Here is a 14,446-nt window from a genome sequence, read left to right as displayed (position 1 = left end):
TCTTCCGGAAAAGGGGTTACAATCCAGTTACATTATAAAGGAGGCGATTCCATGCCAATTCATATTCATCAACAAGGGAAATTCTTTCATCTGACCAATCAGAAAATCAGCTACATCATGCAAGTATTGGAGGATGGCAGTCTGGGGAATCTTTATTTCGGAAAAAAGGTAGCCGACAGGACGGATTTCAGCCATCTGATCGAATCGGCGTATCGTCCGAACACAGCTTACGCCAGCCAGGAGGACTACTCTTTTTCGAGGGAGCATATGCGCCAGGAATTTCCGGTCTACGGGACGACTGATTTCCGCCACCCGGCCATCAGTGTGCTGTATGAGAACGGCAGCCGGGTGTCCGCCTTCCAAGTGAAAGAACACGCTGTCCATTCGGGTAAGAGAAAACTCGCTGGATTGCCGTCCACTTATGTCGAATCTCCGGAAGAGGCGACCACTTTGGAAATCACTTTGGAAGATTCTCTGGCAGGGGTGGTCGTCATGCTGAACTATACGCTCTATGAGGACCGTCCTGTCGTGACGAGATCCGTGCGTGTGCGGAATGATGGCCAGAAAAATGTGAAGCTGGAACGTTTGCTGAGCATGAACCTGGATCTGCCCGATGCAGAATACGAACTGTTGCAGTTGTCGGGCGCTTGGGGACGGGAACGCCATCCGTACTTCCGCCGATTGATTCCGGGTATCCAAAGTGTCGAAAGCGCAAGAGGATCATCCAGCCACTACCAAAATCCGTTCATTGCTTTGAAAAGGCCGGATGCCACCGAACAAACCGGAGAGGTCTTGGGATTCAGTTTCGTTTATTCCGGTAATTTCTTGGCGCAAGTGGAGGTGGATACCTACAATGTTGCGCGCGTCAGTATGGGGATCAATCCGTTCGGTTTCGGCTGGTTGCTTGAACCAGGACAAACCTTCCAGGCACCGGAAGTTGTGATGGTGCACAGCGGAAATGGTTTGAACGGCATGAGCCAAACTTTCCATAGTCTCTACCGCCAACGGTTGTCCAGAGGGACGTGGCGCGATAAGGAGCGTCCGATTTTGATCAATAACTGGGAAGCGACCGGGATGGATTTCACCGAACAGCAATTGTTGGATTTTGCCGAAACGGCTTATCAAGACGGGGTTGAACTCTTCGTTCTTGATGATGGCTGGTTCGGTGGTCGACGCAATGAGCAAGCTGGGCTGGGAGATTGGTTCGTCAACAGGGAACTGTTGCCGGAGGGGATTGACGGATTGGCTGAAAAAATTGAAGCGATCGGATTGCGGTTCGGGCTATGGTTCGAGCCGGAAATGGTGAATGCGGATAGTGATCTTTTCCGGGCCCATCCGGATTGGATTATCCATACACCGGAACGACCGGTTTCTCATGGGCGCCACCAATATGTCCTTGATTTCGCCCGCTCTGAAGTAGTCGATCATATTTACACCATGATTTCCAAGATATTGCGCGAAGCCAAAATTTCTTATGTGAAATGGGATATGAACCGCTGCATCACTGAGGCATATTCGCCTAGCCTTCCCGCCGAGAGACAGGGTGAGGTATTCCATCGCTACATGCTGGGCGTCTATGACCTGTATGAACGTCTGACATCCGAGTTTCCGGAAATTCTTTTTGAATTTTGCGCTTCCGGGGGAGGTCGCTTTGATCCTGGGATGATCTACTACTCTCCGCAGGGATGGACCAGTGACGATACGGATGCAGTTGAACGATTGAAAATCCAATACGGCACGTCTTTTGTTTACCCCTTGAGCTCAATGGGAGCGCATGTTTCCGCAGCTCCTAACGAACAGCTTCACCGTTACACACCGTTGGAGACACGCGGGAATGTTTCGGCATTCGGCTCATTCGGGTATGAATTGGATCTGAACAAGCTGACGGAACAGGAGAGGGCAATCGTCAAGGAACAGATCATGTTCATCAAGAAGTACCGCAAAATCATCCACAGCGGCACTTTCTACCGTCTCATGAGCCCATTCGACGGGAATTATTGTGCATGGATGGTCGTTTCCGAAGATAAACGGACGGTGCTGGTGGGCCAATATAAAATTCTGAATGAGGTCAATGCCCCTTTCAGAAGACTGCATTTGATCGGATTGGATCCTTCGATCGAGTACGTCGACATTTCCGATGGGAAGGGCTATTACGGAGATGAACTGATGCATATCGGCTTGGTGACAAGTGACACTTCCTGCGGTCAGGTTCTCGATGGAAGAAAACCTTCTTGTGACTTCGATTCAAAAATTTACATATTCGAGGCAAAATAAAAAAAATGGTGCATCGTCAAAAGCGATGCACCGTTTTCTCGTTGTATTGCTCCCGCTTTTCGTATTCCGCCTTTCTGTAGGCGGTCGGCGTGACTGAGTACTTTCTTTTGAAAGCTTTGGAAAAGACCAAGGTATCGCGATAGCCGCTGTATTCTGCGATTTCATCGATCGAAAAGTTCTTCAAACCTAAGAGTTCCGCCGCCCGAGTCAGACGATGATCCGTCAAATATTGCTGTAGCGTCACGCCCATCTCCTGCTTGAAAATGCTGGAAAGATAGCTACGGTTCAAACACAATGCTTCCGCAAGACTCTGAATGGTCATCGGTGTGGCATAATAGCTCCTGATGTAGGCGATCGCTTCCCGGATGTGCGGGTTCCGTAGCTGACCTCTGGTGATGGAGTGTTCCGTTGCCTGTTTAAACAAGGCCAAAAATTCATACAGTCGGGCCGAAAGCATCAATTCGGAAAAAAGAGAAACTTGATCCTCGGAAAAGGATTCTTCTATGATTTGGATGATGCGTTCCGTATTTTCGGTTTGGAAAACCGGATGGTGGCCCGAACACCCCAGTGCATCCAGGTAGAACCCGGCGAGATCACCCTCGAACCCGATCCAATAGTAACTCCATGGGTCTTCTTTGTCGGCTTGATAAAAAGTCCTGGTATCCGGCGGAATAATGAAACCTTGGCCTGCCGTCACTTCATAGGACTCATTATCCAGCTGATAGCGGCCTTTGCCTTTCGTCACGATATGGATGATGTAATTGGGCCGGACTGCCGGCCCGAAACTGTAAAGCGAATCGCAGACCGCTTTTCCGGAGAAAAGAATCTTGAGGTCTTTTTGATTATTGAAAAAGTAAGATTTGAAATAAGAAGTTTCCATCATTACCTCCTAACATTTTGACTGTATTTGAAAACATTATAATCTATAGAATGTGTTTCCAGCAACCTATAATAAGAACGGATTAAGCGCGAACCGACAACGAGAGGGGTTATCACATTGAAAGTACCATCTACAGAAAAAAAGGGTAACATACTGTTCCGGGGTGTCACCACGTTTCTCGGAACAAGTCTCATCAGTTGTGGCATAGCTTGGATGCGTTTCAGCGGAATGGGAACCGATCCGTTTGTGACGATGAATATCGGGATCAGTGAATCTATAGGAATGGACTTCGGAACGATACAGATGCTGGCAAATATTACGGTTCTGTTGGTGATGCTTTGGTTCCGGCCGAAGCTGATCCATTTAGGGACGCTATTGGGAATTTTTTTCGTTGGCTATTTTTCGGACTTTCTTTTGGGAATGTTGCAGAATCTGCCTGACACGCTGACGATGCGCATGCTGGGATTGCTCCTCGGGCTTATCGCATGTTGCTTCGGAGTAGCCGTCTATATGACTGCCGATATGGGTCTTGCTCCGTATGACGCATTGGGAATCATTCTGCTGGAAAAGTTGCCTCTCCGATTAACTTACCGGGAAATCAGGATCATGACGGACCTCAGTTGTGTCGCGGTCGGCTTCATCTTGGGTGCCCAAATCGGTATCGGAACAATCATCACGGCTTTTTTCACCGGTCCCTTGATCAACTATTTCAAGAAAAAAGTGGAACCGTTTTTGACATTTGCGCAGTTCCAAAAAACAGCCAGGTAGATATTTACTCATAGAGAGGCTCTCCCATCAATTTGATGGGAGAGCCTCTCTTTTTGAAAGATTGTTGCGCCTCAAACATCCTCTATCAGAGGCTGGATTCTGGAGCGGAAACCGGTGGTGTTCGCCTTCACCTGAAGCAAGCGTTCCTTATTCTGATCATAGTTCCGCGCGAACAGGCCGGCATACAGAATATCCAGCACCAAAAGAGTGGACACACTGGAAGAGAAGGTGCTGATTTTCGAGAACATTTTTTCCCATGTGACGATGTTCAAGGTGATGTCGCACAAATCGCTGATGCTGTTGTTTCCGACACTGGAGATGCAGATCATCGGCGTTTCCGAAGCCTTCAGCAGTTGACAGATTTCAAGGATGTCTTTTGTTTCGCCAGTGTAGGAAATGATCAAAGCGACACGGTCTTTGTTCGATGTGGCAGCCTTGATGAGTTGCTCCTGCTGGCTGGTGGATGTCGTGACTTCTTTGTTGATGCGCCGCATATCAAGCGTGAAATTATAGGCCAAGTGCTGGTTTGAGCCGACGCCATAAATGTCGATGAAGGTCGCTTGGTCAAGCAGATTGATGGCTTGATTGTATGTGTCTTCATCCACTAGGGAATTGGTTTCCTTGACTGCATCCACGAAAAGCTGAGATAGATTTGAGGATATTTCGGTGATGCCATCTGCTTTTTTGAACGGGAAATTGGCATCGATCGAAACCAGTGGACTGTCGATCTGTTGGACAGCGGCCAGGAATTCGATTTTGAAATCATTGTAGCCTTGGAAGCCCAGTTTTTGGGCAAGCCGCACGATGGTGGATGGGCTCGTGAAGGTTTTCGTGGCTAGGTCTTTGGTTGTGGCATTTTTTAAATCATCCGGGTTTTCAAGCAAAAAATGGATGATGCTGTTCTCCGCGTTCGAAAAAAAGTGGCTTTGGTTCATCCTGCTGATTATGTTCAGAAATAGCACCCCCGTTTTGCCCCAATTATACCATTTGTCGATTTAAATGATGGGCTCAGTTTTAAAATAATGTTGATGACATATGATAAATTTAAAAGACCAGTGAAATTTCGCTGGTCTTTAGTTCATAATATATTAAAACTGTTCATAATAATCTAACAATCAAATTGAAATTTCTCCCTATACATTTCCATCTGAAGCTTGCCCATCATGAGCTAGCCATTTACAATCTGTTATCTCCATATTTGTAAATCTTGCTTTAAACGATGAATTTTCTGGACTACAAGCATAGATACCAAATTGAATAGTGCTATTACCTTTCCACATATGAAATATACGCATCTGACTATAATTAATTCCATCAATCGATGATTCTATACAATAATCATCCTCTCTTCGACTAAATCTATACCACATAGATTTAATAGATGCATCAATAACTGTAGTAGCCCAATCAGAATAGCCATTATTCGTAACAACGCTTCCTAAATGTTGAAAATCTTCATTTTCATATTCAATAGAACATTTAAACCAATTGTCACTATCTAAATACATAACTACTCCACATTGGTCAAAACGATGATTGCTTTCAAATTCAGTTTTTACTATAAAAGAAAAGTATTTTTCATCAGTATTAATTTGCAAAACAGGAGCATTATCATTCCTAAAATTATAATATGTTCTTTGCCATAAATCAGTATGAGGTTCTGTAATAATTTCTATTTTACTGTCAGTAATACTATAGTTTTTAGGTTCTCTTATCCATTTTAAATCGTTACTATTAAATTCCATATTTTTCCTCACGTATCAAACCTCCGCAACTATATATGCTTATATTATACCCTAAATCAAAAGTTAAACAAAAACAGAGCCAAATGATGAAATTATGTTTCAACAAATGAGCGCCCAAAAAGAAATCCTGCAACGGCGTGCCAATAGCTGTCGAAAACATTTACTTTTTTTGTCGGAAAATCAATAATGGAAGCAGATATAAGTGTTCAGACACAAATGACAAAGGTGGTAATGACAGTGAACAAAGCATTTCCGGAAACATTTTTATGGGGTGGCGCAACCGCCGCGAACCAATACGAAGGCGGTTATGCTGAAGGCGGCAGAGGATTGGCCGCTTCGGATATGATCACAGCTGGAAGCTATACTTCTTCCAGAAAAATATACTTTACCGATGCCAATGGGAAAATGGATCATATTACTTTAGGCGAATCTTTGCCGCTTGGCGCGGAGCCGATCCTGAAAGAGGGCGAGTATTATCCAAGCCACAACGCCACCGATTTCTACCATCATTACAAAGAAGACATCGGACTGATGGCGGAGATGGGGTTCAATAGTTATCGGTTAGCGATTTCCTGGACGAGAATATTTCCGAACGGGGACGAGGAGGAGCCGAACGAAGAAGGGCTGCAATTCTATGATGATGTGTTCGACGAATGCCTGAAGCATGGCATCGAGCCGATCGTCACCATTCTTCACTTCGATATGCCAGTGGGGTTAGCCAAGAAATACGGCGGCTGGGCAAACCGGAAAATGATCGATTTCTATCTTCGCTACAGTGAAGTGCTATTCACCCGATACAAATCCAAGGTGAAATATTGGATTACAGTCAACGAAATCAATGTTCTGGGCGGTTTCTGGACCTTGGGAACCTATAAAAAAGATGACGCTAAAACGGAGAACAAGGGTCCGATCCTTCCGACCAAATATTTGCCGGAAGAAGCAGCGGGCAAATACCAGGCGTTGCATCATCTGATGGTAGCCTGCAGCTATGCGAACAAGCTGGCCCATGAAATGATTCCTGATGTCAAAATCGGCACCATGCTGGCCCTGTCCGGCATTTACCCGAATACATGCCATCCGGACGATGTTTTCGGAGCCTATCTGTTCAGACGGAGAGCGTTGTTGTTCTCGGATGTGATGATGCGCGGCTATTACCCGGCCTATGCGAAGAGTATTTTTGATGAATACGATTTTGAACTGAAAATGGAGGATGGTGACGAAGAAATATTGAAAAATCACCCGTCCGACTACCTTGCCTTCAGTTACTACCGCACAACGGTATACGACAGAAATTCCGACATCACCACGACAACCGGCGGCCAGCAAGGACAAGCGAATCCGTACCTGGAAAAAACGCCGTGGGGCTGGCCGATCGATGCCAAAGGTTTCCGTTTTGTCCTGAACGAACTGTATGACCGCTACCAAAAACCATTGATGTGCGTCGAAAACGGGATGGGCAACATCGACACAATCGAAGACGGGAAAATCCATGACGACTACCGAATCGCATACTTGCGCGACCACATAGCAGCGATGCGGGATGCAGTGACGAACGATGGCGTCGATCTGATCGGATACATGCCATGGGGCTGCATCGACCTCGTTTCGGCAGGCACAGGCGAAATGAAGAAGCGTTACGGCTTTGTCTATGTCGATCTTGACGATGCCGGCAAAGGGACATTCAACCGGATCAAGAAAGATTCATTCTACTGGTACAAATCGGTGATTGCTTCAAACGGCAGTGAACTATAATTACTGAACATAAAGGAGCTCTTCCATCAATTGGTGGGAGAGCTTTTTCGTGGGTGTGGTTGATTTTGTGGAGCGAATTGTCGAATAGGCGTGCTGTATTCGACAAATTTGGCCTGCACAGGAGTCAAATTGTTGAATGCAAGTCAGCATTCGGCAATTTCGCCCAAAACTGGAATAAAATAATCGAATGATAGTCCGATATTCGGCAATTCGCCTCTTATATTAGACGGTGATTCATTATAATATTCCATCAAAAAGTGTTATTATTTTAACAAGGAGTGTGATGGGGCATGGGTATGAGTGAGGATTTTGAGTTGATTATGATTCTGGCGAGCATCGGAATCATCAGTGTATTTGGGTATCTGGTTTTTAATTGGGTTTTGAATCTGACTGCTGTGGAGGTTACCGAAAACGCCAAATTGATCGGGAAAGATACGGAGAGTGCGAGTCACATGAACGGGGACTCTTTGATGACGACAACTAGCTACGTGATGACCTTCGAAGTCGACGGTGGCGAACGCATCACCTTCCGTGTCGGCAGAGGGGTGTACCGCAAGTATGTGATTGGCGATTACGGCAGGCTGACGTACAAAAGAAAATGGTTCAGACAATTTGAACGAATTTGAGCTGCCTTCGCCTTATTTTGTTGCGGGGGCAACTTGACTATCTATTTTTCCTGTAGTAGTCTGTATTAGTGTCAAAAAACAGAATAAGACAGTTCGAAACCATCCTGTCTCAAATCAAAACTAGGACCTGACTGCTGCTTATTTGAAGCGGTCGATTGTTGATGGGCATAGTGTGCCCTTTTTTTGTGCAAAAAAATAGTAGTGATCTGCATATTTCGAAGCCATCAAAGACAAGGAAAGTTCTGGGAAGACGGATCGGCAGAACGGCAGCAGCGCCTGGAAAATTTCGGTGCTGCGAACAACTTTAGGGGGAGAAATAAAAAAATGTATATTTTAAAAACAGAACACAGCTTCGACAGCGCTCACTTTCTGGCTGGCTATGCAGGCAAATGCGCAAACATCCACGGCCACAGATGGCGGGTCGAAATCGAGGTGCAAGCGGAAGCATTGGTCGCATCCGGCCAACTGGACGGAATGGTAGTGGATTTCGGGGATCTGAAAAGGGACCTCAAGACCGCCGTGGATCACTTGGATCACGCGCTGATTATCGAGCAGGGGACCATGCGGGAACAAACGCTGCAATGCATCAAGGAAGACGGCTTTGCCGTCATCGAATTCCCGTTCCGTCCGACAGCCGAAAATTTCGCCGCACATTTCTACAGAACGATGGCTGGCTTGGGCTATGAGGTGAAGCGGGCGACCGTTTATGAAACACCAACAAACAGCGCAGTTTATGAAGAAAGTGGGGTAAGATAAATGGTATTGCAGGTAGTTGAAAAATTCGTCAGCATCAATGGGGAAGGCCGCAGGTGCGGGCAATTGGCGACCTTCATCCGGTTCGCGGGATGCAATCTGAACTGCGGCTATTGCGATACCGCTTGGGCCAACGACAGGAAAGTCGCGTTTGATCCGATGACTGCCGAGGAGGTCTATGCCTACATCAAGGACACTCAGGTCACCAATGTCACCCTGACTGGGGGCGAACCGTTGCTGCAGCAAGATATGGGAGAACTTCTGGAGTTGCTTTCGCAGGATTCGGAACTCTATGTCGAAATCGAGACGAACGGCAGCGTGTTGTTGAGCAAATTCTCGGATCTGGAAAACCCGCCGAGCTTCACGATGGACTACAAGCTTCCTTCCAGCGGGATGGAGCGGATGATGGCGTTGGAAAATTTCGATCATCTGACTGAAAAAGATGCGGTAAAATTTGTATCGGGAAGCATGGCGGATTTGGAGAAAGCCCGGGAATTGATTAATGCATACAAACTTACTGAAAAAGCCAGTGTCTTCATCAGTCCGGTGTTCGGGGATATCGAGCTGGAAAGCATCGTCGATTTCATGAAGGACAACCAGATGAATGGGGTCAACATGCAGGTGCAGCTCCACAAAATCATCTGGGATCCGAACGAGAGAGGAGTGTAACTATGGCAATTGATGTACAAGCAATCGAAGAGCATATAAGGGGTATCCTGATTGCCTTGGGCGACGATCCCGAAAGAGAGGGACTCAAGGATACTCCGAAACGGGTGGCCAAAATGTATGAGGACATCTACAAAGGGATGTGCTACACGAACGATGAAATCGCGGAAATGCTGAACACCACTTTCGAGGATGACCTGGCCTTTGGCAATGCCGAAAATGATCTTGTCTTCATGAAGGACATTGAGATATTCAGCCACTGCGAGCATCATCTGGCGTTGATGTACAACATGAAGGTTGCGGTGGCGTATATCCCCAAACAAAAGGTCATCGGCTTGAGCAAAATAGCCCGGATTGCCGATATGGCGGGTCGCAGGCTGCAGTTGCAGGAAAGGATCGGCAGCGACATCGCGGAGATTCTGGAGAAGATCACCGAATCGGAGGACGTAGCCGTCATCATCCAAGGCGAGCACGGCTGCATGACCACCCGTGGCATCCAGAAGCCAGGCGCGAAAACCATTACGACCACGCTGCGCGGACGCTTCAACACCGATCCGATGCTGAACAATAAGCTGATGATGCTGTATACGAAAGATAGCTCGAATCAGTTTGGCTGATGTTAGTTGGTGATGGGTGGCTGAGCGGAGGATAGCGGGGAACGCGAACGAGTCCGGATCTCCGGTGAAGGGTCTGTCACCGGAGGACAGTTGAAATACGCGGGCGCAACTCCTGCGAAGAGTGCTTGGCCGGAGAAGAACGATATACTCGATATCTCACCTCCGGCCAAGGCTGCTCTCGCCGGAGAATAGGGTAACTCAGCCAATCATGAACAAAAAACACAAGCATCCTGGCAAAGTATTATTGCCAGAAAACTTGTGTTTTTGTTTTACCGTCTATGAAAAGAAGGCCAATCCCATTCTGCCGATCAGCTGCATCATTTTGATGATGACCACCAGGCTGCCGATTTTGAACAACCAGCCGTTCACGATGCCGTTAGCGCTGCACAATCCGAGGCGGATGCCGCCGGGCAGCGGGTAAAAAAGCTTCACGCGCTTGTGGTTCAGCATGTCAATCGCGATATGTGATGCCATCGCAACTGCGAAATAAGGAACCAGAAGCGGCGACAGAATATAGACCGCCATGCTCAATAAGGCCAGTCCGAGTATGGAATGAAGAAACGACCTATGCGGTTGTTCCTTTCCGAAGATGCAGATACCCAAGAAGATGACGGTCCCGAAAAAAATCCGGGAGTAGGAGCTGTGGTTCAGGATGGCGGAGAAGATGCCGAGCGACCACCTGGACTCTGCGAATGCCAGCAGGACCGATACCGCCAGAATCAAACCGAGAATCCAGTCCAGTGTCTGATGGGATTCAGATGTAGTGACATCGATGTCGCTGATGACAGACCCGACGATCGCTACGCCTAGACAGATGAATAATTCTTTCAGCGTGGAGGGTTGCGTAACCAGCAGGCTGGCCGCAGTCCCTACCGCTACGTGTGTTTTTCCAGTCATGTTGAATCCTTTCGAAATTGAAATAAGCGAGAACGTTTGTTCCTGCCGTTGTTATCATATCCGATTCTGGGTCAAAAAGAAACAAAAACCTTGCGCGTTCAGATGACTCACCTTCCCGAAGTCTGTTCTGTTATAGCTATCAAACGTGTTCGATTTCGCATGTTATCCAAACGGTTGATAAGATGGTATTCTTTGCTTACCAAATTTCAACTAAGGGGGAACAGATATGCCAAATCAATTATTCAAAGTGACATCGACCAGTTTGCACGAAAATTACCAGGTGATTAACAAAGCCAGAGGCAAATCCATCGTGCTGGATGAACCGGAAGCATTCGGAGGTACGGACATCGGCTTGAGCCCGGTGGAGGCATTGCTTGCCGGATTGGGCAGCTGTAAAGCCATCGCCGGGCGGATGTTTGCCGCGAAGCTCGGCATCAAACTCCATGAACTTGAGATTGAAGTGAGCGGAAACCTGAACACAGACGGATTTTTGGGCGATGAGAATGTCAAAATCGGTTTTACTGACATTCATGCGGTCTACCACATCAAAGCTGATAATACCGAAGCGGAAATCAGCCATTTCGTGGAGTTTGTGGAATCGCATTGCCCAGTCGGCGATACCTTGATCAATCCTGCCAGCATCAGCTTTGATACCACTATCATTTAGACAAATTAAACGGAAAAGTGCCCCGACCGATGCGCAATTTGCATCGATCGGGGCACTTGTTTTTTTTGATCTCTCAAGCGATAATGCAGAAACTTAATGTCCGCCGTGTCCGCTTGGGAGCGAGCTGTTCGGATTTTCGAAAGCTAAACCCAATGCATCGGAGACGGCTTCCATGATGCTGTTGCTGCTGAAGGTCGCGCCCGATACGGCATCGACTTCGACTGCTTGGGCGGTGATGATTTCTTCGATGACGGTGGTCCAAGCGCGGTAGAAAAATTGGTCATCGTCTTGTTTTGATGTTTCTGTGATGTCGGTTATCAGTCCGTTCTGGACGGTCACTTCCACAATCGTTTCACCGCGAAAGCCGGTTCCGCTGCCTGTATATACGCCATCTGCATATTGCCCTGCAGAAACACTGCTTGATGCGCTCTCCTCTGAACTGGATGAAGCTGCTTCCTCGTTGGTATCAGATTCAATTTTAGTTGAGTCGCTTGCTGTGGATGCGGTGGCTGTTTGTCCGGAAAGGGCATCGGCGACCGCATCCATGATCCCTACGCTGCTGTAGGTTGCGCCCGTAACGGCATCCACATCGGTACTTTGCGCTTCGATGATGTCGCCCGTGACCACGCTCCAACATCTCTCGAAGAATGAAGGGGTATCGTTGTTGGAAACGTCCTCGATGTCGGTTATCAGGCCATTTTCGACAGTGACCGAAACCGTGATCAGACCTTTGAACCCGCGCGCGCTGCCTTCGTAAGTGCCATCCTGATACTGGCCGGTGCTTGTTCCAGTGGAGGGCTGTGTGGCAGCTTCGGCAATCGTCGTTATCGTTTGAGCGGATTCGAAGTCCATCGCGCTGACCGTAATCGTCCCAAGATAATTCAGCCCGACGATGCTTGTCGCTGTAACGGCTCCCAGAGTCTTGCTGTTCAAATCCCTCCCCAAGAATTGCATGTTGCAGTTTTTCTTTGGGCAGCCTATCACGCATTGACCGCACTCGATGCATTCGCCGGAGCGGGATTTATCCGTTTTGTAAAGCGGGATGGACATGGGGCAGTTTTGCGTGCAAAGGTTGCAGTTGCGGCAATTCTCTCTTGGTTTCTTGATTGTCAGCATGCGCGGCAGGGATACCAGGCTGAGGATGGCGCCGGTCGGGCACAAGTAGCGGCAGAAGAACCGCGGCACGAAGAAGGAAGCAATCAAAATGCCGATCAACAGGATTGTCGCAATCAGGAAAGTGGTGAACAACAGATCCAGGTTTTCCAGGGAAACCAAAACCCCGAAAGCATCCAACGGATTGAGTCCTTGCGGAATCGCGACAATTTGGAGAACCCAAATGAAAATGATGGAGAAAAGTAGGAGAATGTATTTGACCAGCTTCAGGTTGCTGTCTGTGGACTCCCCGATTTGATGTTCCTTGATTTTCAGTCCGTTGCGGATGGAGGTCAGCAGGTCTCCTAGGCTGCCCATCGCACAGATCCAACCGCAAAAGAAGCGACCGAACAACAGTGTGAGGGGATAGACGGACAGTACGACAACGAGGTCGACGCTGTTCGCCTGCAAGGAAAAGTTGCCGGCGAGGATTGCCACCACAAGGGCTTTTGTGCTCGAATAGATCTGGGTAAAGAATCCGGGCAACAAGAGGAAGCAGATGAGCTGAACAATCCTCCTGACGAAGTTGATTTTTTTGAACTGGCGCATTTTTCGTTTCAGTTTATTTTTTGTTTTCTGATCCATGGTATCATACCTTCCTTTTCAGCATTTTAGTGAAACCGTCCGTGGCAAAAATTTCCCGGTTAGTCAAGATGAACAGGGCGTGGCAGCCCGTTTGATTAGCCAATTTGGCGCCTTCATCGGGTCCGAGCACGAACAGAGCGGTCGACAGGGCGTCCATATCGATGGATCGGTTGCCGACGACCGTTACGCTTAACAAGGAAGAATCGGCCGGGCGGCAAGTCCGCGGATCCAAAATATGATGGTATCTTTTCCCATCGCGGATGAAAAAGCACTCGTTCACTCCTGACGTGACCATCGTCTGATCAGTCAGAGCAATTGTCCCGATGAACGCGCCGCGCTTCGCCAAGGGATTCTGGACGCCGATCTGCCAACGTTCTCCGTTTTGTTTTTTCCCAATCGTTGCGATGTTGCCTCCGAAATTGATCAGGGCTGAGCTGCAACCGTTCTCAGCGAGGTGGCCCCTGGCCCGGTCGGCGGCATAGCCTTTCGCGATGCCGCCCAGGTCGATCTGCTGGCCGGCTTTCTGCAGCATGGCTGTGCCGTTTTTCTGGTCCAGGACGAGTCCTGTGTAATCGACAAGTTCATTGAGCTGCTCGAGATCCTGGCTGACAGGTACGTAATTTCCCTTCTTGCCGATCCCCCAAAGCGCGGTAGCAGGGCGTATGGTGATGTCAAACGCTCCTTTGGAAAGATTCGAAAAATCTTGTGCTTTTTTTAACATAAAAAACGTTTCTTCATCGATTGCGATGGGGCGGATGCCTGCTTGCGCTGAAATTTCGGCAATCGCGCTTGTGGGCTGGAAGGCGGAAAATTTGGCTTCGATAGCTTCGCACAATGACCGGCATTCTTCCAACAGCGGCAGGCAATCCACCTCCGCCATGATCTGGTTGTAGGTACCGAAAGCTTGAAACGAAATCTGCATGGAATCACCTATTCTTTTGTATTTTCTTTCTCATGCATTCATTGTATGCCTCTAAGAATTGCGATTCCCCGAAAAAAAGACGAAAATTTGCGGGAAAAGTGTTGGAGGAAAAGCAGCTGATGACATTTTCAAGATGGAATCC

14 protein-coding genes are annotated in these 14,446 nt (G+C 47.8%); 8 read left to right on the top strand and 6 right to left on the bottom strand.

Annotated elements, in window-relative coordinates; genetic code table 11:
• Positions 1–51 precede the first annotated feature (51 nt).
• On the top strand, positions 52–2,274 hold the full coding sequence (locus BM184_RS06940; protein WP_086942684.1) for an alpha-galactosidase: 2,223 nt from the start codon (positions 52–54) through the stop codon (positions 2,272–2,274).
• A 16-nt stretch (positions 2,275–2,290) separates the two neighbouring features.
• Here BM184_RS06940 and BM184_RS06935 read toward each other — a convergent pair whose 3' ends face one another.
• On the bottom strand, positions 2,291–3,157 hold the full coding sequence (locus BM184_RS06935; protein ID WP_086942685.1) for an AraC family transcriptional regulator: 867 nt from the start codon (positions 3,155–3,157) through the stop codon (positions 2,291–2,293).
• Positions 3,158–3,271: 114 nt separating this feature from the next.
• Between BM184_RS06935 and BM184_RS06930 the strand changes: the two genes are divergently transcribed.
• Positions 3,272–3,922, top strand: a complete 651-nt coding sequence (locus BM184_RS06930; RefSeq protein ID WP_143091121.1) for a YczE/YyaS/YitT family protein — start codon at positions 3,272–3,274, stop codon at positions 3,920–3,922.
• 71 nt (positions 3,923–3,993) lie between these two features.
• On the opposite strand, the gene BM184_RS06925 is transcribed toward BM184_RS06930, so the two are convergent.
• Together BM184_RS06925 and BM184_RS06920 are read right to left on the bottom strand one after the other, a co-directional pair.
• The gene (locus BM184_RS06925) at positions 3,994–4,884 is read right to left on the bottom strand and encodes a MurR/RpiR family transcriptional regulator (protein ID WP_143091120.1); all 891 of its coding nucleotides are present in this window, start codon (positions 4,882–4,884) and stop codon (positions 3,994–3,996) included.
• 171 nt (positions 4,885–5,055) lie between these two features.
• Entirely contained in the window at positions 5,056–5,667 is a 612-nt protein-coding gene (locus BM184_RS06920) for a DUF1349 domain-containing protein (protein ID WP_086942736.1), read from the bottom strand.
• A 231-nt stretch (positions 5,668–5,898) separates the two neighbouring features.
• Here BM184_RS06920 and BM184_RS06915 point away from each other — a divergent pair, with 231 nt between their 5' ends.
• The 5 genes from BM184_RS06915 to folE all read left to right on the top strand — a co-directional run bounded on the left by BM184_RS06915 (position 5,899) and on the right by folE (position 10,081).
• Positions 5,899–7,419, top strand: a complete 1,521-nt coding sequence (locus tag BM184_RS06915) for a glycoside hydrolase family 1 protein (RefSeq protein ID WP_086942737.1) — start codon at positions 5,899–5,901, stop codon at positions 7,417–7,419.
• A gap of 296 nt (positions 7,420–7,715) precedes the next feature.
• Complete coding sequence (locus BM184_RS06910) at positions 7,716–8,045, top strand: DUF2500 domain-containing protein (RefSeq protein WP_177208575.1); 330 nt, start codon at positions 7,716–7,718, stop codon at positions 8,043–8,045.
• Positions 8,046–8,369: 324 nt separating this feature from the next.
• Positions 8,370–8,801 (top strand): 6-carboxytetrahydropterin synthase QueD, encoded by a 432-nt coding sequence (gene queD / locus BM184_RS06905; RefSeq protein ID WP_086942689.1) that lies wholly within the window; start codon positions 8,370–8,372, stop codon positions 8,799–8,801.
• Complete coding sequence (gene queE / locus BM184_RS06900; RefSeq protein ID WP_086942690.1) at positions 8,802–9,467, top strand: putative 7-carboxy-7-deazaguanine synthase QueE; 666 nt, start codon at positions 8,802–8,804, stop codon at positions 9,465–9,467.
• Positions 9,468–9,469: 2 nt separating this feature from the next.
• Positions 9,470–10,081, top strand: a complete 612-nt coding sequence (gene folE, locus BM184_RS06895) for a GTP cyclohydrolase I FolE (protein ID WP_086942691.1) — start codon at positions 9,470–9,472, stop codon at positions 10,079–10,081.
• A gap of 276 nt (positions 10,082–10,357) precedes the next feature.
• Here folE and BM184_RS06890 read toward each other — a convergent pair whose 3' ends face one another.
• Entirely contained in the window at positions 10,358–10,978 is a 621-nt protein-coding gene (locus BM184_RS06890) for a metal-dependent hydrolase (RefSeq protein WP_086942692.1), read from the bottom strand.
• Positions 10,979–11,204: 226 nt separating this feature from the next.
• On the opposite strand from BM184_RS06890, the gene BM184_RS06885 reads away from it, so the two are divergent.
• Positions 11,205–11,645, top strand: coding sequence for an OsmC family protein (locus BM184_RS06885; RefSeq protein WP_086942693.1), 441 nt, complete (start codon positions 11,205–11,207; stop codon positions 11,643–11,645).
• 93 nt (positions 11,646–11,738) lie between these two features.
• Here BM184_RS06885 and BM184_RS06880 read toward each other — a convergent pair whose 3' ends face one another.
• Positions 11,739–13,382, bottom strand: a complete 1,644-nt coding sequence (locus tag BM184_RS06880; RefSeq protein WP_086942694.1) for an FMN-binding protein — start codon at positions 13,380–13,382, stop codon at positions 11,739–11,741.
• Between the two features lie 4 nt (positions 13,383–13,386).
• Positions 13,387–14,304, bottom strand: a complete 918-nt coding sequence (locus tag BM184_RS06875; protein ID WP_086942695.1) for an FAD:protein FMN transferase — start codon at positions 14,302–14,304, stop codon at positions 13,387–13,389.
• Positions 14,305–14,446 lie beyond the last annotated feature (142 nt).

Source organism: Trichococcus pasteurii (genome assembly GCF_900112935.1).
GTDB lineage: Bacteria > Bacillota > Bacilli > Lactobacillales > Aerococcaceae > Trichococcus > Trichococcus pasteurii.
The sequence above is the reverse complement of the archived record's forward strand: the minus strand, read 5'-3'. Positions and strand labels throughout refer to the sequence as shown.

Coding starts and splice junctions, on each gene's coding strand:
- BM184_RS06940 (WP_086942684.1), top strand. CDS start 52: ATGCCAATTCATATTCATCAACAAGGGAAATTCTTTCATCTGACCAAT.
- BM184_RS06935 (WP_086942685.1), bottom strand. CDS start 3,157: ATGATGGAAACTTCTTATTTCAAATCTTACTTTTTCAATAATCAAAAA.
- BM184_RS06920 (WP_086942736.1), bottom strand. CDS start 5,667: ATGGAATTTAATAGTAACGATTTAAAATGGATAAGAGAACCTAAAAAC.
- BM184_RS06915 (WP_086942737.1), top strand. CDS start 5,899: ATGACAGTGAACAAAGCATTTCCGGAAACATTTTTATGGGGTGGCGCA.
- BM184_RS06910 (WP_177208575.1), top strand. CDS start 7,716: ATGAGTGAGGATTTTGAGTTGATTATGATTCTGGCGAGCATCGGAATC.
- queD (WP_086942689.1), top strand. CDS start 8,370: ATGTATATTTTAAAAACAGAACACAGCTTCGACAGCGCTCACTTTCTG.
- queE (WP_086942690.1), top strand. CDS start 8,802: ATGGTATTGCAGGTAGTTGAAAAATTCGTCAGCATCAATGGGGAAGGC.
- folE (WP_086942691.1), top strand. CDS start 9,470: ATGGCAATTGATGTACAAGCAATCGAAGAGCATATAAGGGGTATCCTG.
- BM184_RS06890 (WP_086942692.1), bottom strand. CDS start 10,978: ATGACTGGAAAAACACACGTAGCGGTAGGGACTGCGGCCAGCCTGCTG.
- BM184_RS06885 (WP_086942693.1), top strand. CDS start 11,205: ATGCCAAATCAATTATTCAAAGTGACATCGACCAGTTTGCACGAAAAT.
- BM184_RS06880 (WP_086942694.1), bottom strand. CDS start 13,382: ATGGATCAGAAAACAAAAAATAAACTGAAACGAAAAATGCGCCAGTTC.
- BM184_RS06875 (WP_086942695.1), bottom strand. CDS start 14,304: ATGCAGATTTCGTTTCAAGCTTTCGGTACCTACAACCAGATCATGGCG.